General features: G+C 60.0%; 17 protein-coding genes and 1 pseudogene. 8 read left to right on the top strand and 10 right to left on the bottom strand.

Annotation, left to right across the window (positions count from 1 at the left end):
• Positions 1-13: 13 nt before the first annotated feature.
• The 3 genes from ACP39K_RS01335 to ACP39K_RS01345 all read left to right on the top strand — a co-directional run bounded on the left by ACP39K_RS01335 (position 14) and on the right by ACP39K_RS01345 (position 3,529).
• Positions 14-970, top strand: coding sequence for a sulfonate ABC transporter substrate-binding protein (locus tag ACP39K_RS01335; RefSeq protein ID WP_016927660.1), 957 nt, complete (start codon positions 14-16; stop codon positions 968-970).
• A 259-nt stretch (positions 971-1,229) separates the two neighbouring features.
• Positions 1,230-1,964 (top strand): MurR/RpiR family transcriptional regulator, encoded by a 735-nt coding sequence (locus ACP39K_RS01340; protein WP_016927659.1) that lies wholly within the window; start codon positions 1,230-1,232, stop codon positions 1,962-1,964.
• 128 nt (positions 1,965-2,092) lie between these two features.
• On the top strand, positions 2,093-3,529 hold the full coding sequence (locus ACP39K_RS01345) for a 6-phospho-beta-glucosidase (RefSeq protein WP_497008246.1): 1,437 nt from the start codon (positions 2,093-2,095) through the stop codon (positions 3,527-3,529).
• A 48-nt stretch (positions 3,530-3,577) separates the two neighbouring features.
• On the opposite strand, the gene dsdA is transcribed toward ACP39K_RS01345, so the two are convergent.
• From dsdA to ACP39K_RS01370, 5 genes are all read right to left on the bottom strand, one after another.
• Positions 3,578-4,915, bottom strand: coding sequence for a D-serine ammonia-lyase (gene dsdA / locus ACP39K_RS01350; protein WP_048795058.1), 1,338 nt, complete (start codon positions 4,913-4,915; stop codon positions 3,578-3,580).
• Between the two features lie 109 nt (positions 4,916-5,024).
• Positions 5,025-5,714, bottom strand: coding sequence for a VIT1/CCC1 transporter family protein (locus ACP39K_RS01355; protein ID WP_033640227.1), 690 nt, complete (start codon positions 5,712-5,714; stop codon positions 5,025-5,027).
• Between the two features lie 26 nt (positions 5,715-5,740).
• Positions 5,741-6,214 carry a VOC family protein gene (locus ACP39K_RS01360; RefSeq protein WP_015377932.1) on the bottom strand — a complete coding sequence of 158 codons (474 nt, stop codon included), beginning with the start codon at positions 6,212-6,214 and terminating at the stop codon, positions 5,741-5,743.
• An 11-nt stretch (positions 6,215-6,225) separates the two neighbouring features.
• Positions 6,226-6,576, bottom strand: coding sequence for a DUF1428 domain-containing protein (locus ACP39K_RS01365; RefSeq protein ID WP_016927653.1), 351 nt, complete (start codon positions 6,574-6,576; stop codon positions 6,226-6,228).
• Positions 6,577-6,680: 104 nt separating this feature from the next.
• Positions 6,681-8,123, bottom strand: a complete 1,443-nt coding sequence (locus ACP39K_RS01370) for a GGDEF domain-containing protein (protein ID WP_161544757.1) — start codon at positions 8,121-8,123, stop codon at positions 6,681-6,683.
• A 474-nt stretch (positions 8,124-8,597) separates the two neighbouring features.
• Between ACP39K_RS01370 and ACP39K_RS01375 the strand changes: the two are divergent.
• Positions 8,598-10,648, top strand: a pseudogene (locus ACP39K_RS01375) (TonB-dependent siderophore receptor).
• A gap of 4 nt (positions 10,649-10,652) precedes the next feature.
• Here ACP39K_RS01375 and ACP39K_RS01380 read toward each other — a convergent pair.
• Complete coding sequence (locus tag ACP39K_RS01380) at positions 10,653-11,501, bottom strand: alpha/beta fold hydrolase (RefSeq protein ID WP_497008247.1); 849 nt, start codon at positions 11,499-11,501, stop codon at positions 10,653-10,655.
• Positions 11,502-11,630: 129 nt separating this feature from the next.
• On the opposite strand from ACP39K_RS01380, the gene ACP39K_RS01385 reads away from it, so the two are divergent.
• Complete coding sequence (locus tag ACP39K_RS01385) at positions 11,631-11,798, top strand: hypothetical protein (protein ID WP_227944600.1); 168 nt, start codon at positions 11,631-11,633, stop codon at positions 11,796-11,798.
• Between the two features lie 48 nt (positions 11,799-11,846).
• On the opposite strand, the gene ACP39K_RS01390 is transcribed toward ACP39K_RS01385, so the two are convergent.
• Positions 11,847-14,276 carry a DUF3772 domain-containing protein gene (locus tag ACP39K_RS01390; RefSeq protein ID WP_042706499.1) on the bottom strand — a complete coding sequence of 810 codons (2,430 nt, stop codon included), beginning with the start codon at positions 14,274-14,276 and terminating at the stop codon, positions 11,847-11,849.
• 448 nt (positions 14,277-14,724) lie between these two features.
• On the opposite strand from ACP39K_RS01390, the gene ACP39K_RS01395 reads away from it, so the two are divergent.
• Positions 14,725-16,455, top strand: coding sequence for an ABC-F family ATP-binding cassette domain-containing protein (locus ACP39K_RS01395; RefSeq protein WP_048794566.1), 1,731 nt, complete (start codon positions 14,725-14,727; stop codon positions 16,453-16,455).
• A gap of 47 nt (positions 16,456-16,502) precedes the next feature.
• On the top strand, positions 16,503-16,928 hold the full coding sequence (locus ACP39K_RS01400; RefSeq protein WP_497008248.1) for a GNAT family N-acetyltransferase: 426 nt from the start codon (positions 16,503-16,505) through the stop codon (positions 16,926-16,928).
• Here ACP39K_RS01400 and ACP39K_RS01405 read toward each other — a convergent pair.
• Entirely contained in the window at positions 16,918-17,550 is a 633-nt protein-coding gene (locus ACP39K_RS01405) for a TetR/AcrR family transcriptional regulator (RefSeq protein WP_028127437.1), read from the bottom strand. The genes ACP39K_RS01400 and ACP39K_RS01405 overlap by 11 nt on opposite strands.
• A gap of 22 nt (positions 17,551-17,572) precedes the next feature.
• Positions 17,573-20,677, bottom strand: coding sequence for an efflux RND transporter permease subunit (locus ACP39K_RS01410; protein ID WP_497008249.1), 3,105 nt, complete (start codon positions 20,675-20,677; stop codon positions 17,573-17,575).
• Positions 20,678-20,856: 179 nt separating this feature from the next.
• On the opposite strand from ACP39K_RS01410, the gene ACP39K_RS01415 reads away from it, so the two are divergent.
• Entirely contained in the window at positions 20,857-21,702 is an 846-nt protein-coding gene (locus ACP39K_RS01415) for an inositol monophosphatase family protein (RefSeq protein WP_497008250.1), read from the top strand.
• Here the strand turns inward: ACP39K_RS01415 and ACP39K_RS01420 are convergent.
• A complete protein-coding gene (locus tag ACP39K_RS01420) occupies positions 21,645-23,021 on the bottom strand; it encodes a cation diffusion facilitator family transporter (protein ID WP_079452096.1) in 1,377 nt (458 codons plus the stop codon). The two genes, ACP39K_RS01415 and ACP39K_RS01420, sit on opposite strands and share 58 nt — an antisense overlap.
• Between the last annotated feature and the right edge of the window lie 16 nt (positions 23,022-23,037).

Consider the following 23,037-nt stretch of genomic DNA (forward strand, 5'->3'; position numbering starts at 1 on the left):
TCGGAAAATCAGGATGAGAAAACTCACAACGCCGCTGATCGCCGCCCTGCTGCTCGGCCTGTTTAGCCTGCCGGCCGGCGCGCAAGAGAAACCGCAGCAAATCACCATCGGTTACCAGAAAGCCAACATTTTTGCGCTGCTGAAATATCGCGGCACGCTGGAAAAAGCCCTTGAGCCGCAGGGCGTCAAGGTTCGCTGGATAGAATTCCCCGCCGGCCCGCAGATGCTGGAAGGATTAAACGTCGGCAGCATCGATCTGGCGGCGACCGGCGACGCCCCGCCGGCCTTCGCGCAAGCCGCCAAGGCCGATCTGGTTTATTTGGCGCATTCGCCGCCCAGCCCGAAAACCGAAGCCATCGTGGTGCCGCAGGATTCGCCGATCCGCTCCGTGGCCGATTTGAAAGGCAAACGCGTGGCGTTGAACAAAGGATCTGACGTCAATTACCTGCTGGTGAGCGCGCTGGAACAGGCCGGCTTGAGCTACAAGGACATCACGCCGGTCTATCTGCCGCCGAGCGATGCCCGCGCCGCCTTCCAGCGCGGCAGCGTCGACGCCTGGGTGATTTGGGATCCCTACTACGCCGAGGTGGAAACCCGTGCCAACGCCCGCCTGCTGAAAGACGCGGAAGGCCTGGTGCCGCACTACACCTTCTATCTCGCCAGCCGCCGCTTTGCCGAAACGTACCCGGACAGCGCCAAACAGGTGATTCAACAGCTCGGCGCGCTGAGCGACTGGGCCAACGGGCATCCACAGGAAGCGGCGGCGATCCTCGCTCAGAGCACCGGCCTGGATCAGGCCATTTGGGCCAGAGCCATCGCTCGCATGCCGTTCGGCAGCCAGCGCATGTCGCCGGAGGTGTTCAGGCAGCAACAACAGTTGGCGGATAAATTCACCGCCATCGGGCTGCTGCCGGTTAAGGTGGATGTCAACGCCGCCCGCTGGTCAGAAGATAAACCCGAGGCGCCATAGCTTTTGCCGCGCGTTGGCTTTAGAAAGCAGAAACCGGCATTTTGCCGCCGGCATCAGTTGGCCTATGCTAACCCTGTGTGATGAAACGCGTTTTCATGGCATGTCTTCCGGAACGTTTTTGCTTTAATTTGTTCGTCGTGAACCCTGGGCCGCCCCTGAATGGTGCGGCTTTTCTTTTTGTTCGGCAGTGCCGGCAGCGGCGAATTTTGCTATGGTAACCCGCAGATAAATGTCCCGTTTTCAGCCGCCGGATCGACTCATGTTTACCCATAAAGCAATCGCCGAGCTCAACGCCCTGGAGCTGATGGTTTATAACTACGTCAGCAAACACAAAAATCAAGTGATGTACATGACCATCCGCGAGCTGGCCGAGGCCGCCGGCGTGTCCACCACCACCGTGCTGCGATTTTGCAAAAAAATGGGTTGTGACGGTTATTCAGAATTTCGCATCCGTTTCAAACTGTATCTGGAGCAAACCGATGCGCCGCCGGTCGATTCCGGCATCGGCGAAATTCTCAGTTTTTTTAAAAGCGTCAGCAACGACGAATTTAATCAGTTACTCGATGAAGCGGCGCACCATATCGCCGCCGCCGAGCGGATTATTTTCGTCGGCATCAGCACCTCTGGCGCCTTGGGGAAATATGGCGCGCGTTTCTTTTCCAACGTCGGGAAATTCAGCACCCATATCGACGATCCTTATTATCCCGTCAACAGCGATATGTATAAAAACGCGGTGGCGATCATGTTGTCGGTCTCCGGCGAGACCGAAGAGATCCTGCGACTGGCGAGCCAGTTCAGCCTGCACCACTGCAAGATCATCAGCATCACCAACAACGAAACCTCTTCGCTGGCGCGGCTGGCGGACTTTAATCTCTCCTACCACGTGCCGCAGCATTTGATCGGCGGGCATCACAATATCACCACGCAGATCCCCGTGCTTTACATTATTGAAACCATCGGCAAACGGCTTGGGCATATTAATTCGGAAAAATAAAACAGGCTGTTTTTTTATTGTGACAAATCACTTTGTACGGCGATTTGTTATATCGTGACATTTCTTTCGGTCTTGTTACTCTATTGGCAATGCAAACGTTATTATCCTTCATTAAATAAGATGAGACATTGACGATGAAACAGTTGCCGAAAGATTTTCTGTGGGGAGGCGCGGTCGCCGCGCACCAGGTTGAAGGCGGTTGGGATCGGGGCGGCAAAGGGCCAAGCATCGCCGACGTGCTGTCCGGCGGTTCGCACGGCGTCGATCGCGTGATGACCGACGGCGTGCTCGACGGCTACCGTTACCCCAACCATGAAGCGGTGGATTTCTACGGCCGCTACAAGCAGGACGTGGCGCTGTTCGCCGAGATGGGTTTCAAATGCTTCCGCACTTCGATCGCCTGGACGCGCATCTTCCCGAACGGCGACGAAGCAACGCCGAACGAAGCCGGCCTGCAGTTTTACGACGACCTGTTCGACGAGTTGCTGAAATACAGCATCCAGCCGGTGATCACCCTGTCGCACTTCGAAATGCCTTACCATTTGGTGAAAGCCTACGGCGGCTGGAAAAATCGACGGGTGGTGGAGTTCTTCGTGCGCTTTAGCGAAGTGGTGATGCGCCGCTACCGCGAGAAGGTGAAGTACTGGATGACCTTCAACGAAATCAACAACCAGAGCAACTACCGCTACCCGCTGTTCGGCTACTGCTGTTCCGGCGTGGACTACACCCAGGAAGACAACCCTGAGCAGGCGCTGTACCAGGTGTTGCACCACCAGTTCGTCGCCAGCGCGCAGGTGGTCAAACTCGGTCATCAGATCAACCCGGAATTCAAGATCGGCTGCATGCTGGCCTGCGTGCCGTTTTACCCTTACTCCTGCAAGCCGGACGACGTGATGTACGCCGTGGAAGCGATGCACCAGCGCTATCTGTACACCGACGTGCAAATGCGCGGCTACTATCCCAGCTACCTGCTGCGCGATTGGGAACGCAAAGGGCTGAAGATCGAGATGCAGCCGCAGGACGCGCAGATCCTGCGCGAGGGCTGCACCGACTACATCGGCTTCAGCTACTACATGAGCAACGCGCTGCAGGTCAACGCGGTGGAAGGCAGCGACGGCATGTTCGGCTTCCCGGGCAATGTGCCGAACCCGTACGTCAAGGCCTCCGACTGGGGCTGGCAGATCGATCCGGTCGGGCTGCGCTATTCGCTGAACGTGCTGTATGAACGCTACCAGAAGCCGCTGTTTATCGTGGAGAACGGCTTCGGCGCCTTCGATAAGGTGGAAGCGGACGGCCAGATCAACGATGACTATCGCATCGACTATCTGCGCGCCCATATCGAAGAGATGAAGAAAGCGGTGATTGAAGACGGCGTAGATCTGATCGGCTACACGCCGTGGGGCTGCATCGACTGCGTGTCGTTCACCACCGGTGAGTACAGCAAACGCTACGGGTTCATTTACGTCGACAAACACGACGACGGCACCGGCACGCTCGAACGTTCGCGCAAGAAAAGCTTCGACTGGTATCGCCGGGTGATCGACAGCAACGGCGAACAGCTGTAACCGCACGACAGACAATCAGGGGCGATTTTCGCCCCTTTTTACTGCGCCTTACTCCGCCGCCTGCCCGGCGGCGAGATACTTCGCCATTTCCGCCGCCGGCACCATGCCGCCGCCGGTCGCCCACACCAGATGCGTCGCCTGCGCCAGACTCTCGGCGCTGATGCCTTGCTCGCTGAGCGCCCTGGCATGGGCTGCAACGCGCCACGGCCCGGCCATGCCCGCCAACGCGGATGGCTCCAGCTGGATATGCTCGTGCCGGTCCAACAACCCGAGCAGCGCAAACATCTCTTCATCGCTCAGCGTGTAAAACGCGCTCAGTAGGCGCTCCATCGCCCGGCCGACAAAGCCGGAGGCGCGCCCCACCGCCAACCCGTCCGCCGCCGTGCGGTTGTCGATGCCGAGATCTTGCACCGCAATGCCGTCATGCAACCCGCTGTAGACGCCGAGCAGCATGCAGGGGGAATGGGTCGGTTCGGCGAAAATGCAGTGAACGTGATCGCCGAACGCCAGCTTGAGGCCAAAGGCCACACCGCCCGGCCCACCGCCGACGCCGCACGGCAGATACACGAACAGCGGATGCTGCGCGTCCACCACAATGCCCTGTTCGGCAAACTGCCGCTTCAGACGGCCGCCCGCCACCGCGTAGCCGAGGAACAGGGTTTGCGAATTTTCATCGTCGATAAAGAAGCAATTCGGATCGTTCGCCGCCTGTTGGCGCCCTTGTTCGACCGCCACGCCGTAATCGTCGGCGTATTCCACCACCGTCACGCCATTGTCGCGCAGCTTCTGTTTTTTCCACTCTCGCGCATCCGCCGACATGTGCACGCTGACGTCAAACCCCAGCCGGGCGCTGATGATGCCGATCGATAATCCCAGATTGCCGGTCGAGCCGACGGCGATGCGGTACTGGCTGAAGAACTGACGAAACGCGTCGGAAAACAGTCGGGCGTAGTCGTCGCCGATCTGTAGCAGCCCCGCCTCCAGCGCCAGTTTCTCCGCATGCGTCAGCACCTCATAGATGCCGCCGCGCGCCTTGATTGAGCCGGAAATCGGCAGATGGCTGTCCTTTTTCAACAGCAGGCGCCCCCCCAACGACTGCCCATAGCGCCGATCCAACGCCTGCTGCATGGCGGGGATCGCCACCAGCTCGGATTCGATGATCCCCTTTGTGGGTTGGGTTTCCGGGAAGGCCGCGGCGAGATAAGGCGCGAATCGCGCCAGGCGCTGCTCCGCGTCGGCGACGTCGGCGGCGGTCAGCCCAACGTGGGGCAGCCCTGTGGCCAACGTTGTCGCGCGTGGATTGAACCAGGTGATCGGCTCTAGCGCGACCATGCGTTGCAACAGCGGATGCTGGGCGACCCACGATAGGATCTGTGATTTCTGCATAAGTGTCCCTGACTGATGTTGGCGTTGCCGTCACCTTGCCGCGAACGCCGACGGCTGACAAATGATAAATTCTGAGCTTGAGGTGCAATAGATTGATGCAAACGCGGCGTTAGCCGGCCGTCACGCCAAACAGCAGGCCGACGCCGGAAGAAACCGCCATCGCCAGTGCGCTCCAGATGAGAATGCGCGCCACGCCCGGCAAGATCGGCGCCCCGCCGGTTTTCGCGGCGATGCCGCCGAGAACGCCGAGGGAAATCAGCGCCGAGGCCACCAGCGCCGGCCGCGTCCAGGCGACCGGTGCCCACAGCGCCACCAGCAGCGGCAGCAGCGCGCCGAGGGAGAAACTCAAGGCCGACGCCAACGCGGCCTGCAGCGGCCGGGCGCGGGTGGCGGAGGAAATGCCCAGCTCGTCGCGCGCGTGCGCCTCCAGCGCATCATGCGCCATCAGCTTTTCCGCCACCTGCCGGGCCAGCGCCGGATCCAGACCGCGATGCACGTAGATTGACGTCAGTTCGCGAAACTCCCCCGGGTAGTCTTCAAGCAGCTCCGCCTGCTCTTCCGCCAGCGCGGCCTTTTCGGTATCCGCTTGCGACGAGACCGACACATACTCGCCGGTGGCCATCGACATTGCGCCGGCCACCCACCCGGCGACGCCGGCGATCATCAGCGCGGAATGCGAGGCGCTGGCCGCCGCGACGCCCAGCAACAGGCTGGCCGTTGAAACGATGCCGTCGTTGGCGCCGAGCACCGCCGCCCGCAGCCAGCCGATGCGTTCGATACTGTGCCGTTCTCGATGCATCCTTTCTCTCCCTCGTTCTCTTTCCGCTAGCCCCGCGCCGCCGCTTCCAACCCGGCGATGTCGATTTTGCCCATCAGCAGCATCGCTTCCGTGACCCGCCGCACACGAGCGGCGTCCGGATCGTTCATCAACTCCGTCAGGCGCCGCGGCACGATCTGCCAGCACAGTCCCCAGCGATCGCGCAGCCAGCCGCACTGCTCCGCCTCGCCGCCCTCGCTCAAGGCATCCCATAGCCGGTCGACTTCCGCCTGATCGTCACATTCCACCATCACGGAGAAGCTGTGGTTAAACGGATCCAGCGGCCCGGCTTCGATCGCCGCGTAGCGCTGGTCGCCCAGCGTGAAGGAAGCCAGCTTCACGCTGCCGGCCGGGCCGCTCGGCGTATCCGCCGGCAGGTCGGAAAACCAGTTCACGGACGAACCGGGGATCAGCGCGACATAGCAATTCAGCGCCGCTTCCATGTCCTTTTCAAACCACAGATGTTGCGTAATTCTGGCCATTTGCGCCTCCTTTACGCATCGAGGATCGGCGCGAACCCGCCAAAGATCATGCGTTTGCCGTCAAACGGCATCTCGCCCAGCGCCTTCATGCGCGGATCGTTCATCATTTTCTCATTGGCGGCGTCGCGCACCGCCTTGGAGGGGTACTCTATCCAACTGAACACCACCACTTCGTCGTCCTGGGCTTTCACCGCGCCGCGAAAGTCGGTGAGCTTGCCGTCGGGCACGTCATCGCCCCAACACTCCACGATGCGCGTGGCGCCAAACTCTTTGAACAGCGGCGCCGCTGCGGCCGCCAACCGGTGATAGGCCTCCTTGTTGGCGGCCGGCACCGCCACCACAAAACCGTCTACGTATTTCATCCTGGCATCCTCTTGTCTGATTAAGGACAGTCGGTTCAGCGCGGGCGACGTTGCCTGCGCCCCCTACCAGTTTAGACGGCGGGCGCGCAACCCGGATCGGAAGTTCAGCGGTCAGGATCGTTCGGAGGGTAAGATTCCGGCGTGGCGACCCGGTTACGGCCGGCGTTTTTCGCTTTGTATACCGCCAGATCCGCCAGTTTGAGCAGGTCGGCCAGGCTGTGGCCGGAACCGCCCGGGCAGGTCACCATGCCGATGCTGACGGTGATCTGCAGCGGATGACCCGCCGGCATGAGGATGGACTCCGTTTCGATGCGTTGCCGCAGGCGTTCGGCCAGCTGCAACCCCTGCTGTGGCTGGCCGAGCGTCGAAACGATGGCGAACTCTTCGCCTCCCATGCGGCCGAACAGGTCACCGACGCTCAGATCGGCGGCGATCGCGCGGGTAAAGGCCATCAGCGCCTGATCGCCGCCGGCATGGCCAAAACGGTCATTAATCGATTTGAAATAGTCGATATCGAGCATCATGACGCACACCAGCTCGCCCTTTTGGTCTATCAACCGTTCGCCGCGCTGCATAAACGCATTGCGCGTCAGCACGTGCGTTAACGCATCGTGATTCGCCACGTGCTCCAGCGTGCGCAGCAGCGCATTACGCGCATAGTTCATGCTGGCCACGGCGATGGGCCCCAGCGCCAACAGCGCGATGCCCAAACGCATCGATACCGCGTTTTGCAACACTTTCATGTCGAGCGTCGCGCTAAGCAACCCGAAATCGATCGCCAGATGGCACCACAGCACATAAATCAGCACCGCAATCATGGTGCAGAACAATGAGAAGGACATCGCCAGCCACAGCAGCACCGGCATGGGAAAGATCACCGCCCCGGGGCCGCCGATCAGCACGCTGCACACCGCCGCCAGCAACAGCAGCGCCAATACCGTGAGTTTTCGTCCCGCGCGCGGCCATTGGCTGCGCTGGGTGAACAGGGCGCCGGCCGCCGCAAGGCGACGTCGCCAATCGGCGGGAAACGCCAGAATAAACGGCATCAGCGTGACGTAGTTGGTGAATTCGGACGAGAACCACAGCGCCAGCGAGGTCAGATACGGTCTGCCGAACAGCCACTGCGAAGTTGCGGCGCCCACCGCGCCGGTCGCGGCGGCGGCCGCCAGGCAGATGCCGAACAGGTACATGCTGGAGGCGCCACGCTGCAACGTGCGCGCCGGCGGCGACAGCCGCATGAACAACAGATACCCCACCACGACGCCGGTCAGATTGGCGGCGTTCAGCAGCAGCGCCTTTTGCAGCGAACTGCCGGTCAGCAGGTCCGCCGCCAGATAGCCCAGCACCGCCATGCCCCAGCCAGCCCGCGTAGCCCACTGTGGCCGCCGCACCAAAACGGCCAGCAGTACGGCGTTCACCGGCCAGAATATTGCCAAAAAACTGCCGGGACGACTCACGATGCCCAACAGACACAGAGTGAACACCAGCAAAAAAATGATGAGCGCGGGCCAAATTTTCCGGGTATCGGACAACGAGGTGGTTTGCATCTTGGATCCAGAGACTTCCGCTAGCGTAAGGTGACAATCTGTTCGTGTCACAACCGTCGACGATGAGGAGAAGATAAGCGGCCGACTCGCCTATTATTGCCAGTTTTGCCGGCCCGGACATCTGTTTATTCATCTAGGAAAAATATATTTGTGTATCAATATATTGACAGCAATCACCTATCTGGCGAACAAACTGTCGTGACTCTCCCGTCACTACGATCGTTATTGCCACCCAGCCGATTTTTTACCGGCAAAATCGCCGTCTTTTACTGTAAAGACAAAATTAAATCGTGCAGTGAAGGGATACAGGCATTGCCCACTATTCAAAATGCATAAATGATAATTATAATGATAATCGTTACTATTTATTATTTTTCACGGAATTATATGCACCAGTCAGTTCTTCGCCCCCCCACTCAAAGAAATAAAAATCACGTTCTTCACGCGCTGCCCCTGTTTGCCGGTTTGTTCCCCATGCTGGCGATCGCCGCCGCGACCGGCGCGAAAACGGAGGAATCCATTACGGTAACCGCCACGGCCCAACCTATCGGCAGCTATAGCGCCGATACCGCTTCGACCGCCGGCAAGACCGCCGCGCCGATCGCCGAGGTGCCGCAATCGGTCAGCGTCGTCACCTCTCAGGTCATTGACGACTTCCAGGTCAAAAGCGTCAATGACGCGATGAAGTTCGTCAGCGGCGTCACCCAGGGCAACACGCTCGGCGGCACGGAGGATGGCTTCGTCAAACGCGGGTTCGGGGTTAACTCCGACGGCTCGGTCTTCATCGACGGCGTGCGCAGCAACCAGGGGCTGAGCATGGACGCCACCACCGATCGCGTTGAGGTCCTGAAAGGTTCCGCTTCGCTGCTGTATGGCATCCTCAGCCCCGGCGGCGTCATCAACCTGATCAGCAAAAAACCGCAGTATGACTGGAACACCCGCATCAGCGGCGCCACCAACAGTGTTGGCGGCGGCAGCGGCAGCGTCGATGTGACCGGCCCGCTGGGCGGCGGCTTCGCCTTTCGCCTGATCGCCGAACGCCAGCACGCAGATTACTGGCGCAATTTCGGCAGCGACGAACACACGCTGATCGCCCCCTCGCTCAGTTGGTTCGGCGACCAGGCTTCCTTTAACATCGCCTACAGCGAATACAAGTACGACATTCCTTACGATCGCGGCACCGCATTTATCGACGGCAAGCCGGTCGATGTGCCCTATAACCGCCGCTTGGATGACTACGCTAACCATGCCTGGGGCAAGAACAAACGTCTGAACGCCCATTATGAGTACGCGCTGGATCCGATCTGGACGACCCGCTTCAACTACGCCTGGCTGCAACGCCGTTACGACAGCAACGAAGTGCGCGCCACCGCGGTCGACACCACGACCGGCATCGTCTCGCGCCGCGCCGACGCCAACCGCGGTTTCAATCATCAAACCCACTATTACTCCTGGGATCTGACCGGCTCGCCACAGTTGTTCGGCATGCAGCACGACCTGCTGCTGGGCGTGGACTACGAGAAGAATCAGACCTACAAAGCCTATTCCTATCGCGGCAAGGTCTCGAAGACCTTCAACATGTACGATCCGGTGTATGGCGAAACGCCGGTCACCGACAGCACCACTTACAGTGACGCGTCAAGCAACCTGCGCGCCACGCTGTTCAGCCGTTCCCTGTACGCCAAGGACAGCATTCATCTCACCGATCAATGGATCGCGGTGCTGGGCGCGCGCTATCAGTCGTATTATCAGAACAACAGCAACGGTTTCCAGAAACCGAAAAATACGCTCAATGACAAAGATGACCAGTTTTTGCCGCAGGCGGGGTTGGTGTATAAGCTGACGCCGAGTCTGTCGCTGTACGGCAATTACAGCCGTTCGTTCACGCCGTCCACCGCTATCGACGACAATGGCGACGTCGCCACGCCGGAAACCGGCACTACCTATGAGGTGGGCGGAAAATGGCAGATCACCCCGGCGTTTGACGCCACGCTGGCGCTCTATCGCATCGATGAAAGAAACATGTCGATCTTTTCAACGGCGTGACCCGCAGCATCCCCAAAGCGCGTTCCACCGGCGTCGAACTGGAGTTGAACGGCGAAGTGGCGCGCAACTGGGATCTCACCGCCAACTACAGCTACGACAAAACCGAAATTGTCGAAGACAACCTCAACCCGGACAACGTCGGCAATCGGCTGGTCAACGCCCCAACCAACATGGGCGGCCTGTACCTCAGCCACCGCATGACATTGCCGGTGGTGCCCGGCGAGGTGCGCATTGGCGGCGGCGCGCGCTACGTCGGCCGCCGCGCCGGCGATCCGGAGAACAGTTTCACCATGCCGGCCTATACCGTGGCGGATGCCTTTGTCGCCTGGGACAGCAAGCTGCTGGGGAAACATACTCAGCTGAAACTGAATGTGAAAAACCTGTTCAACCGCGAATACTATGCCTCCAGCGCCGGTAACTTACGCGTGATTGAGGGTGAACCGCGCAGCCTGAGCCTGCAGGCGACGGTCGATTTCTAACCTGTCACGCCTTGGGCGCCGTTTGGCGCCCGTTTTCTTTGCGCCGGCCGCGGCACATCACACCGGCGAGAAAATCCAACAGCGCGCGGTTGAACAATGCCGGCCGCTGCAGCGGCGCGAAGTGGCTGACACCCGGCAGCGTCACCAGACGGGCGCCGGGGATGCTGTCGCTCAGGTAGGCGGCATGTTCGGCGCGGATAAACTCATCGTGTTCGCTGTGAACAACCGTCACCGGCACGCGAATGGCCGCCAAATCCTGTGCGCGGTAGTCCGGCTGGCTGCTCATCATCAGGCTCACGGCGGCGACGAACGCCTCGAAGTCATCCGGCGTCGGCGACAAGGCGGCATAGTCCTGCGCATGGCGCGCAAAACAGCGCTCGACGATGGGGTTGGACGCGGGCGGTTTAACGCCGCTGGCGTCCATATTACAGCCGAAGAAAAAAACGCCGTCCACCCGCTGCGGCGCCCGGTGGGCGGCGATAAGCGCAACACAGGCGCCATCGCTCCAGCCCGCCAGCGCGGCGTGCGGGATCCGCAACGCGTCCATTACCGCCAACAGATCATCGGCCATGCGATCGTAACGGTATGGCCGGGCGTCGCGCGTGCTGCGCCCGTGCCCGCGGCTGTCGATGACCAGCACGCCATACCCGGCGGGCAGCAGCGCCGGCAGTTGATACCCCCAGTTGCCGCTGTGGCCCAGGCCGCCGTGCAGCAGGATCACCGTCGGGTCAGCGCCATAGGTCGCATACCAGATGTGTGCGCCGTCGTGTTCGACAAAACCCTGCCAGGAACCGGGCGGCAACGGCGGCGCGCCCTGCGCGGCAAAGCGGGTCAAATCGTCGTCGGTTTGCATCTTTCTCCCCTCATTCGCCGAGGTTGAGCATCGACACGGCATCAAGGGAGTATAGATCGCAGCGGCGAACGGTGCCGTTCGCTTTCCCTGCATATACTTAAAGGAGGAATCGCAATGGAGGACGGTGAGATGAAGAAGATAATTCTCGTGTTTTTGACGTTGATGCTGAGCGGTTGTATCGGCGGCGGCGGCGGCCCATCGAATGCGCCTTCGGCATCGCCGAATGAACCTTACACCTGCACCAAATCCAGCGCCAACAGCGACTGCTCGCAATCGGTGGAGCCGTCGATGTACTAGCCACGTTCGGCGGGCCGTCACTTAACGGCCCGCCTCCTCAGGGCTGGACTAGGAGGAGTGTTCCTCTTCGTTGGCCTGATACCGCGTCGCCTGCTGTTTCATAAACACCACTTCTTGCGGGCTGGACAGGCTCACTTCCTGCGCGCGCAGCAGCTTGAGGATATTGAACAGCAGTTCGCTCTTGGTGGCGCCGACCATGCGCGGGCTCGGCACGTAGCCGGTCACGCTCAGGATAATGCCGTCTGGCCCCAGTTGGCTAAAGCGCACGTAAGGCGCCGGCGTATCCAGAATGGTTTCGTACTCGTTATAGGCGCTGAGCAAGATATTGCGCACCTGCTCCGGATCGATGGAGGTCGGGAACGTCAACGCGATGGTCACGACCCCTTGCGCGTTGCCCATGGTGGCGTTGCGCACGTTCTGCGAGATCAGCTGCGAGTTCGGTACGATCATGGTGGAACGGTCGCTGAGCTGGATTTCGGTGGCGCGCACGTTGATGCGCCGCACGTCGCCTTCCACGCCGCCGATGCCGATCATATCCCCGACCTTCACCGGGCGCTCGGTCAGCAGGATCAGGCCGGAAATAAAGTTCTTCACGATCTCCTGTAAACCGAAACCGATGCCGACCGACAGAGCGCTGACGATCCACGCCAGGTTGCTCCACTGGATGCCCAGCGCCGCCAGGGTGATCAGAATCACCAGCACATAGCCGATATTGCTGAACAGCGTCACCAGCGAGGCGCGGATGCCGACGTCCGAAATGGTTTTCGGCAACAGCTCAGAGCCCAGCCAGCGCCGCACCGCGCGCAGAATGTAGATGCCGATCGCCAGGCAGATCACGGCGTTGAGCAGGTTGCCGGGCACGATGTTGAAACGCTGCAACCCTTCGCCGGTCAGGATCGAGACGATTTTCTCCATCAGCGAGCCCGGCGTGGTGCTGCCGAACGAACCGTTGAACAACGCGACAATCATCAACAGCAACAGCGAACATTTGGCCAGCGCGGTGGTGATGATCGACATCTGTTCCAGGTGGCGGTCCTTGAAGCTGAGCGTTTTCTTCAGCATCTTGCCGCTGACGGTCTGCGGCGAAAACAGCGCGGCGCACAGGTCAGTGGCGAACAGCACCATGAAGTAGAACGCCATCAGCACCAGCACCACCCAGATCAGCTGGTAGGTCAGGAAACGGGCGAAGGCGATGTAGCCGATGAGCAGGGAAAGCAGGATCACCACCGAACAGACCAGGGTGACGATGTGCACCAGCCCGCCGACCAGCGTGCGTTTTTCCAGGTGCGCGCCCTGCTGCTCCAGACGGCGACGAATGCGCTGGCCGCGCAGCGGCGCCGCCAGCAGCACCATGCCAATCAGCCCCGCCACCAGGCCATTGCCGAAGATGGTGGTGGCCAATGAGGCGCTGACGACGTTGTTGATCAGTTCCACGGTGCCGAACGCCAGCGCCAGACCGGCCAGCAGCGGCGAGAAGTAACGCAGCCCGGCGGCCACTTCATTGTCCAGCGAAGCCAGACGCCACGACGGACGATTCAGCGACAGCGCCGCACGCCCCAACCCAGCGATCAGCGCGCAGAAAATCCCCAGACGGTTAAAGCCTTCGGCGAAGTCTTCCAGCATCACCGGCAGCGGCTGCACGCGGATAAAGACGTAATACAGCAGGTTCAGCGCGATCGAGGTAGTGAATACCGTCACCGCCACGGTGGTGATCGCCATAAAGCTGCGGCGCAGGCGCCCGTCCGGCAGGAAGCGAATGCTGACCCAGGCAAGGAAACGCTCGGACAAATAGCGCCCCCAGGACCAGACGATCACCGCCAGCGCCAGCAGCGCCAGCGTGCCGTAACGCCATTCATCCTGCCAACTGGCGTCCCAGGCCGCTTTCATCTCGGCATTGAACTGGTCCAGCCGCTGCACATCATCCGCTGACGGCTGCACCACCGGCGTCCAGAATTTGACGCCCAAAATGCTGCCGGTGTTCAGCGCCAGCTGGGTTTTGAACGCCACCCGACGCAGATCGCTGATCTGCTGGCCCAGGTCGAAGGCGCTGGTCTTGATGGCCTGCGCGCGTTTTACCGCATCGTCCAACTGCTTCTTGCTGTTGTTCAGCGCATTGCGCTGCTGGGCGACGGCCGGGGTTTCCGGCAGCGCGCCCGCCGCCGGGGCCGGCCCCAGCACGTCCAGCTGCGCCTGCAGTTTTTCCTGCAGCGGCTGCAGATCGGTAGCGAGTTTGTCCATGCTGGCGACCAGATCGTCCGTCGCCAAACGCAGCTTGCTGAGCTGGGTGTCGGTCGTCGCTTTGGAAACCAGCTGCTTCATGCTGTCCAACTGCTTTTGCGCGGTTTTCAGCTGCGTAGCGGGATCGGGCGCGCTTTCAGCGGCGGGATCATCCTGAGTGGCGGCGACGGCGCCGAACGGCGTCAGCTGCAAACCCAACAGCAATAATAACAACAGGAGGAACGGGCGAGGCTTTAACATAAATTCAGTGCTCAGCATCATTATCTGATAGACAGACGAACAGGCGGCGGATGAACCGTCGCTTAACCATAAACGCTAATTATAATAGCTGCTTAATGTCGGCCGAAATACCGTAATTATTCCCATTGTGTGCCACGCGCCCGCACTCTCCTTAGCTTGCTGATTATTCAGGCGCTTTTACTGGCGGCGCGGCGTAAAGCGCTCTATACTCCTGCCACCGATTAACCTGCAACAAATAAAAGGAGACTTACTATGCTGACGTGTGAATTGGTTTTTCACTCACACTTCTTTGGTAATCGTCGCCGCTCAAGCATTACCGGTATCGTGCTGCGATAACCCAGCTTGAGCGAAGCTTACTAAAATCCAGGATCTTCCCTCCGGCTTACCGGGTTGTCGTCAGCGATGTTTGACGATAGGCATTGCCATGCCTGTAACTCTTGAGTAAGCAATGAGCACATTACTGTCTGCACAATCTGTCGGTTACGACAACGCGTTCGGCGTCCTGCTGAGCGAGATATCCTTCAGCCTGAAAAAAGGCGACCGCATCGGTTTGATCGGCGATAACGGCTGCGGCAAAAGCACCCTGCTGCAAATCCTCAGCGGCGCCCTGCCTGCGCACACCGGAACAGTGACATTGTCACATCAATGTCTGATGGCGCGCATCGAACAGCACCTGCCGCCTGAACTGCACGCCTGCTCCCTGCTGGATGCCGTGCTGGCGCAGTTGCCTGCGGGTCAACACCTCAGCGAGCGCTGGCGCTGCGAAGCCTTACTGGCGGAGCTGGGATTTGAATCAGAGAGCTGGACATTGACCGCCGGCACCCTCAGCGGCGGCCAGCATACGCGGCTGTTGTTGGCGCGTGCGCTGATCCGCCAGCCCGACCTGCTGCTGCTCGACGAACCCAGCAACCACCTGGACCTGCCCACACTGCTGTGGCTGGAACAGTTCTTGCGAAGCTGGAACGGCAGTTTCGTGTTGGTGTCACACGACCGCTATCTGCTCGATCAGGTGACCAACTGCACCTGGATCCTGCGCGACAAAACGCTGCAGTTCTTCCGTTTGCCCTGCTCTGCGGCGCGCACCGCGCTGGCGGAACAGGACGCCGCGGACGAACAGCGGCGCCACGCCGAGCAAAAAGAGATCGACCGGGTGGAAAAAAGCGCTAAACGGCTGGCGGTCTGGGGCAAGGTCTACGACAACGAAGATCTGGCGCGCAAGGCCAAGCAAATGGAAAAGCGCGTCGATCGGTTGAAGGAAGAACAGACCACCCTGACCGCCGGCAGCCCGTGGCGGCTGCGGCTGCAGGGAGAAGCGCTGGACGCCGATCGCCTGCTGGCGCTGCCGCACTGGGCGGTGCGCCCGGCGCCGGATGCGCCGGTGCTGTTCAACCTCGAACATCTGCGCGTGAAAAGCGGCGATCGCATCGCCATCGTTGGGCGCAACGGCTGCGGCAAATCGTCGCTGCTGCGTCTGCTGTGGCGCGAGTATCAGCAACAAACGCAGCGCCCGGCGCTGTTCCATCCGCGGGTGCGCATCGGCTATTACGATCAGAGCCTGCAGCAGCTGCGCGATGAAGACACGTTGAGCGAAGCGCTGGCGCAGTTCGCGCCGCTGACCGAGGAACAGCGGAAAATGGCGCTGATCGGCGCCGGGTTCCCTTACCTGCGCCACCATCAGCAGATCCGTTCGCTGAGCGGCGGCGAGCGTTCGCGGCTGCTGTTTGTCGGCCTGACGCTGGCCAACCATTCGTTGCTGCTGCTGGACGAGCCCACCAACCACCTGGATATGGCCGGCAAAGAGGAGCTGGCGGAAACGTTGCGTCAGTTCCCCGGCGCCGTCATGCTGGTCACCCACGATCGGATGCTGATCGAACAGAGCTGCAACCGCTTTTGGCTGATCGACCAGCAAAAATTGGAGGAGTGGCACGATCTGGCGCCGGTGTATCAGCGCCTGGCGGGCGAAACGCCGGCTCTGCCGACGGCGGGCAAGGCCGATGCAGATACTCCGACGCCGGACGAGCGATTGGAAGGCGAAGAAGCGCTGTTGACCGCCCTGTTTGCCCTCGAAAGCAAACTGGAGGCCGATCTGGCGCGCAAGCCGAAGCACCAGAAACCGGAGCTTCAGGCGCGCTGGCGCCGCGAGATTGCCGACATCACCGCCCGGTTGAATCTGGGCTAACCTTGACAGGCCGCCATCCGGCGGCCTGTTTTTTGACGGAGTGCGACATGGCATTTTCCCTTGAGCAAGCCTCACTCGCGCAGCGGCCGCTGCTGGCGGCCATGCTCTTCGATTGCCTTCGCGAGCTGGGCGTCGATGGGGATTACCCCTATTTGCCGCTCTACTGGCGCGAGGCCGGCCGCTACCCCTATTTGATGTTGAGCGATCGGCAAACGGCCGGGTTCGCGTTGGTCAGGCGTCTCGATAGCGCCACCGTCGAAATGGCGGAGTTCTACATCAAACCCGAATGGCGACGCAACGGGATGGGGCAACGGGCTGCCCGCGCCTTGTTCGCGCGGCATCCCGGCGGTTGGTCGCTGTCAGTCAGCCAGGATAATCCGCGCGGGCTGGCGTTTTGGCGGGCGGCGATACCAGCCGAGGCTCTACATATGCAACAAAGCACCAGGCTCACGTTCTCTTTCGTTATTCGGTAATGGCAGACGGCGAATATTGCCAGGCCAAAAGAAACGCGGTGATAGCCGCTTCGGTCATGTGTTGCAATTGTTCCGGCGTCGGCCACTGGTCGGATAGCAAAACCGCGGGCAACGGATACCCCATAACCGCGCCCAGAAATGCCATCGCCTGCGGCTGCGCATGGACAAATTGGATTTGCCCATGCTGCCGCGCCTGTTCCAATATCCTCACTAACGCCTGAAGCACCCGCCCGGCATTGCGTTCGCGCAACGTGGCGTACAACTCAGGTTTCTGCAACAGTAGTTGCACCAGCAACCGCTGAAAATGCACGTTCTCAACGCTGAAAAAATGCGCCTGAACCACCGAGGCGAAACGTGCCAACACCTGCGGTAAATCCACACTCTCCTGTGCCAGAATGCTGGCAATTGGCGGCTGCATCTTTTCGATAAGATGGTTGAACGTCTCCAACACCAAGGCATCCTTGCTCGGGAAATGGTTATATAAGGTTTGACGGGTGGTTCCCGCCTCGTTGGCTATCTCGTCCAAAGAGATGTCCAAGCCCTGCTGCAAAAACAGAACGCTGGCGGTTTCCAGTATCCGTGGCCTGGCCTTCATCGGCCTTCCCGGTTGACGGTTGATCATATTATCTCCCCTGCCCAGAGGCTCATTTTCGCGCTTTAAGTCGTGCCAACCCTTGTTTAGTCAGAACAAAAAACAGCGGTACGAACAATAATGTCAGCAGTGTGCCAGAAATCATGCCTCCTATCACAGCAATACCGATTTCGCGCCGGCTGGCGGCCCCGGCACCGACAGAAAGCGCCAGCGGGATTACACCAGCGACAAACGCCAATGAAGTCATCACGATGGGCCGCAGACGCAATCGCGCCCCTTCCAATGTCGCCTGCAACAAAGCGGATCCCGTTTTTAGCTGTGTTTCAACAAACTCGACGATCAGGATCGCGTTTTTCGCCGCCAGACCAATCGTCGTCAACATTCCCACCTGGAAGTAAATATCGTTTTCATACCCCGCAAGGCGTGCGGCAACAACGGCTCCGATAATCCCGAGGGGAATGATCAGCATCACAGACAACGGAATAGACCAACTCTCATACAGCGCGGCAAGACAGAGGAAAATGAACAACACCGAAGCTAGATACACCATCAGTGTTTGCCCGGCGGCCAATTGCTCCTGATATGAGAGCCCACTCCACTCAAGGCGGTAGCCGTCTATATCGCCGATGATACTCTGCATACGCGCCATCGCGGTGCCGGAGCTTTCTCCCTCGGCTGCCGTCCCCTGTAACTGCGTGGCCGACAGCCCGTTAAAGCGCTGAAGCATTTGTGGGCCTGAGAGCCAACGCGTAGTCGCGAAGCTGGCAAAGGACGCCATGCTGCCGCTTTCACCACGTACAAACCAACTATCGATATCATCCGGCGCCGAGCGCCAGGCCGCATCCCCCTGCATGTAGACCCGCTTCACGCGGCCGCGATCGATAAAATCGTTAATATAAGCACCTCCCCATGCGGCAGAAAGCGTGTTAGTGATGTCAGCCTGCTGCAGCCCTTGTGCGCTAGCTTTTTGCTGATCGATATCGACCTGCAATTGCGCTTTATCTTCGAGGCCGTTTATGCGCACCGCCGTTAACAACGGATCTTCGGTGGCGGCGGCGATCACCTGCCTCTGAGCAGCTTGCAGCGCGTCATGCCCGACGCCGTTTTGATCTTGTAACCACAATTCAAATCCACTGGACTGCCCCAACCCGCGCACCGCCGGCGGCGACAACACATTGATCTGCGCGTCACGATAGCTTTTGAAATGGCGATTGGCGCGGCTAATAATCGCCTGCGCGTTATTTTCATCACCGCTGCGTAGCGACCAATGTTTCAGTTCGGCAAACGCCATACCGACATTCTGACCACTGCCGGCGTTATTGCGCCCGACAACCATGAAGATTACATTCAGGTTGCCCCGCTCGGCGGTCATGAAATAGTCGGCGATAGCGTCAGCAGTCTGTTGCGTTCTGGCCATCGGGGCACCTGGCGGCAGAGAAAACTGGACCATTACCGAGCCCTGATCCTCAACCGGAAGAAAACCGGTAGGCATACGCAGATATTGCCAGATCATGAAACTAACCAGCAGCAGCGCCAACAGGCAAAAACGCCCCTTGCGCGCCATCACATGGTTCAATCCCAGTCCATAACGCCGCTGCCCGTATTCCACCAGGCGGTTAAAGCCGCGAAAAAAACGGCTGCGCGGCCGGTGCACCGGCGGTTTCAGCAAACCGGCACACAGTGCCGGCGTCAAGGTCAACGCAACTAAAACCGACAGCACCATAGCCGCGACCAGCGTGATGGAAAACTGTCGGTAGATCATCCCGGTTGAACCGCCGAAAAATGCCATTGGAATAAATACCGCCGAAAGTACCAGCGCGATGCCGATCAGAGCGCCATTGATCTCCCGCATCGAAAGCAACGTCGCCTCGCGCGGTGGCAATTGCGCCTCCTCCATCACGCGCTCAACGTTTTCAACCACCACAATCGCGTCATCTACCAACAGGCCGATCGCGAGCACCATGGCGAACAGTGTCAAGGTGTTTACGCTGTAATCCAACAGCGCCAAAACACCGAAGGTGCCGAGCAACACTACGGGTACCGTAATGGCGGGGATCAACGTGGCGCGCCAATTTTGCAAAAACAGATACATCACCACAATCACTAGCGCGATCGCTTCCAACAGCGTTTGTACGACGCCTTCAATGGAAACCAGTACGAACGGCGTGCTGTCTCGTGGATAAGCCACCTGCAACCCCGGTGGAAACTGCGGGGCCCTGCGATTCACTTCGGCCCGTACCCGCTCTGCCACCTCCAGCGCATTGGCGCCGGAAGCCAACTGAATCGAAATACCCGCCGCCGGGTGACCATTGAGGCGCGTTTGGTTTTGATAGTTTTCCGCCCCGATTTCAACACGAGCAACATCGCGCAAATACACCGCCGAACCGTCGGTATTGGTACGCAGAATAATATCCTCAAACTGTTCCGGCGTTTCCAGCCGCGATTGTGCGGTCACGGTCGCGTTCAACGACTGGCCTTCCATCGTAGGCAAGGCTCCGATCTCACCGCTGGTGACCTGGGCATTTTGCGCTTCGATGGCGACCTGCACGTCAGACGGCATCAAACCATAGCCGCTCAGTTTGATCGGATTGAGCCAAATGCGCATAGCATATTGGGCACCAAACACCGTCGTCTCCCCGACGCCATCCACCCGGCTCAGCGGATCTTGCAGCGAACTGACCAGAAAATCATTGATATCAACGCTGTCCATACGGCCTTGCGTGTCGTACAAGGCAACCACCATTAGGCTATCACCCTGCGATTTAGTCACAGTGATGCCTTGCTGCTGCACTTCTTGCGGCAATCGCGACGTTGCTTGATTGACCGCATTTTGCACTTGAACCTGAGCAATGTCCGGATCGGTTTGTTGTTCGAAGCTAAGGCTGATGCGAGCCTGGCCCGCCGAACTGCTGGTTGATGAGAAATACAACAGGCCATCGATGCCTTTAATTTGTTGTTCGATAATCTGAGTCACGCTGTCCTCTACCGTTTTGGCCGAAGCACCGGGGTAATTGGCTGTCACCGTGACACCAGGTGGCGCGATGTCGGGATATTGCTCAATCGGCAATGTCCAGAGCGCCAGAGCACCCGCAGCCATAATGCAGATGGCCAGCACGGCCGCAAACACCGGTCGAAAGATGAAAAAATGCGCTAGCATGCCTGACCCCTCTGATTATCTTGCTGACGGATGCTTTGATGGTACGTTTAACAATTAAATTTACTTTACAGTAAAGTAAATAAATCAAATCAAGCCTGAAATCAAGCAGGAATAGACACCGTATTGTCATCTGACTATGGCACCCTGCACACTAAACTTTGTTTGGAATACTGCCTGCCATGACTTCACTTTCCCCACGGGGCATCGAGGCGCGCTACCGCTTCGCGCGTGAGATCGCCCGCGCCGCCGCCGATCTCGCTTTCAGCTTTTATCAACGGCGGCAAAGTCTGGCCGTCGAGTTTAAACAGGGCCTGCAGGACGTGGTCAGCGAAGCCGACCGCCGCGTCGAAGCGCTGATCCGCCGCATGATCAATCGCCGGTTTCCCCAGGACGGTTTTCTCGGCGAGGAAAGCGGCGGCACCGACGATAACGCCTCCTGCGTATGGGTCGTCGATCCGATCGACGGCACCGCCTGCTTCCTGAACGGGCTGCATACCTGGTGCATCGCGATAGGCGTGGTGATCGACGGCGAGCCGACGATCGGCGTGGTCTACGATCCCAACCACCGCGAGATGTTCTGCGCCTGTCGCGGCAAAGGCGCTTTCCTGAACGGGGAACCGATCGGCGTGCATGCCGGGCGCAGCGTCGCGGATGGCGTGATGGGCGTCGGGATTTCACCGCGCGCTTCGGCGGAGGAATTCAGCGGCTTTCTCTGTCGCCTGCTGCAGGCGGGAGGAATGTTTGTGCGCAGCGGCTCCGGCGCGCTGATGACCGCCCAGGTGGCCGCCGGTCGGCTGCTGGGCTATTACGAACCGCACATGAACGCCTGGGACAGCCTGCCAGGACTGGTGCTGACGCGCGAAGCCGGCGGCATGGCGAATGACTTTATGCACAATGACGGGCTGCGGCGCGGCAACCCGCTGCTGCTGGCCAACGCGGCGCTCTATCCGCAGTTGGCCGAGCTGATTCAGACGCCGGGCTTGATCGGCTCGACGTGCCCTATCGCACGCGTAATGGCCGGATAAAGCGCGCGCAGCCGCCGTTCAATCAGATCGACCGCATCGTGCGCGGCGGCGATGGTCACCGCCGGCGAGACCCGGCAGTGGAAGTTAACGATGATGCCGCCGTCGGTCTTGCGCGCGCGGATGTTATGGACGTCTTGCACCATCTCCCCCTGCTCCAGCGCCGACTGCAGTATCCGCCGAATATCGGCCAGCTCCGCCGCATCGACATCCTCGCTGGCCAGCCAATGCGGCGTCTGCGGCTCCAGATGCGTCTCTATTTCAGTGTTTTCGCCGATCGCCTGGCGCAGGATCCCTTCTATTTCCGTGGCGATGTCATGCGCCTGCGCCACGCTGGCGTGGGCCGGCACCGCCAAATCCATGCCGATCGCCATACGCGTCGGCAACTGCTGCAGGGTCACATTCTGCACCTGCGCGCCGTGGTTGGCGGCGATCGCCCGAATGCGCGTCGCCATGTCTTCGTCGCTGCGGGTCTGCGGCACCGCGATGACGGTGAATTCTGCCCTGGCGTACTGCTCCCGCAACCGTTCGACGATCTCTCGCTTCAGCGCATCGATGCGCTCCAGCGGCAAGGTGCGGCACACCGCCACCGTGATCTCGACAAACAGCACCGCGCCGGCGTTGCGAATGCGCACGCTGTCGCAAGCCAGCACCGCCGGGAAGCTGTCCAGCGTGGCGCGAATGTCTTCGGTCGTTCCGGCCGGCGCAGCGTCCATCAGCGAGTCGAAAGAGCGCTTACCCAATTTAATCGCCGCGATGAAGATAAAACCGGCGACGATCAGCGCCGCGATGGCGTCCGCACGGCCAAAACCCAGCAGCACAAACACCATGCCCAGTAGCACCACGCCGGACGAAAGCATGTCGGAGAAGAAATGCAGCGCATCCGCTTCCAGCGCCGCGCTGTCGGTCGCTTTAGCGACGCGGTTGAGCGCCCGCACGCGGAAGAAATCGACGCAGATGGAGATCAGCAGCACCGCGATCACCACCGGCGCCGCGACGATCTTATGCGGTTGCCCGAGCAGGCTGCCGCCCGCCTCATAGACAATCCAACCGGCGGCAGCCAACAACAGCAGCACCTCGAACAGCGCCGCCAGGTTTTCCACCTTGCCGTGGCCGAAGTGGTGATCGTCATCGGCGGGCTTATCGCTGATGCGCACCGCCAGCCAGGTAATGCTGGTGGCGATAAAATCGGTAAAAGAGTGGATCCCTTCGGATATCAGGCCAATACTGCCGGTGAAAATGCCGGCGACGAATTTGCCCGTAGCCAGCAACCCGCTGGCGATCATCGAGTTTCTGGCTACGGCCTGCTTTTCATTTTGCATGATGCTGCTCACATTC

The organism is Serratia sp. EC4 (assembly GCF_059652115.1).

Bases quoted from the DNA above. Each gene is read 5' to 3' on its own strand.
- ACP39K_RS01385 (WP_227944600.1), top strand. From the start codon at position 11,631: ATGAAGAAGATAATTCTCGTGTTTTTGACGTTGATGCTGAGCGGTTGT.
- ACP39K_RS01365 (WP_016927653.1), bottom strand. From the start codon at position 6,576: ATGAAATACGTAGACGGTTTTGTGGTGGCGGTGCCGGCCGCCAACAAG.
- ACP39K_RS01415 (WP_497008250.1), top strand. From the start codon at position 20,857: ATGACTTCACTTTCCCCACGGGGCATCGAGGCGCGCTACCGCTTCGCG.
- ACP39K_RS01395 (WP_048794566.1), top strand. From the start codon at position 14,725: ATGAGCACATTACTGTCTGCACAATCTGTCGGTTACGACAACGCGTTC.
- ACP39K_RS01355 (WP_033640227.1), bottom strand. From the start codon at position 5,714: ATGCATCGAGAACGGCACAGTATCGAACGCATCGGCTGGCTGCGGGCG.
- dsdA (WP_048795058.1), bottom strand. From the start codon at position 4,915: ATGCAGAAATCACAGATCCTATCGTGGGTCGCCCAGCATCCGCTGTTG.
- ACP39K_RS01390 (WP_042706499.1), bottom strand. From the start codon at position 14,276: ATGTTAAAGCCTCGCCCGTTCCTCCTGTTGTTATTATTGCTGTTGGGT.
- ACP39K_RS01405 (WP_028127437.1), bottom strand. From the start codon at position 17,550: ATGATCAACCGTCAACCGGGAAGGCCGATGAAGGCCAGGCCACGGATA.
- ACP39K_RS01400 (WP_497008248.1), top strand. From the start codon at position 16,503: ATGGCATTTTCCCTTGAGCAAGCCTCACTCGCGCAGCGGCCGCTGCTG.
- ACP39K_RS01340 (WP_016927659.1), top strand. From the start codon at position 1,230: ATGTTTACCCATAAAGCAATCGCCGAGCTCAACGCCCTGGAGCTGATG.
- ACP39K_RS01410 (WP_497008249.1), bottom strand. From the start codon at position 20,677: ATGCTAGCGCATTTTTTCATCTTTCGACCGGTGTTTGCGGCCGTGCTG.
- ACP39K_RS01360 (WP_015377932.1), bottom strand. From the start codon at position 6,214: ATGGCCAGAATTACGCAACATCTGTGGTTTGAAAAGGACATGGAAGCG.
- ACP39K_RS01380 (WP_497008247.1), bottom strand. From the start codon at position 11,501: ATGCAAACCGACGACGATTTGACCCGCTTTGCCGCGCAGGGCGCGCCG.
- ACP39K_RS01370 (WP_161544757.1), bottom strand. From the start codon at position 8,123: ATGCAAACCACCTCGTTGTCCGATACCCGGAAAATTTGGCCCGCGCTC.
- ACP39K_RS01335 (WP_016927660.1), top strand. From the start codon at position 14: ATGAGAAAACTCACAACGCCGCTGATCGCCGCCCTGCTGCTCGGCCTG.
- ACP39K_RS01420 (WP_079452096.1), bottom strand. From the start codon at position 23,021: ATGCAAAATGAAAAGCAGGCCGTAGCCAGAAACTCGATGATCGCCAGC.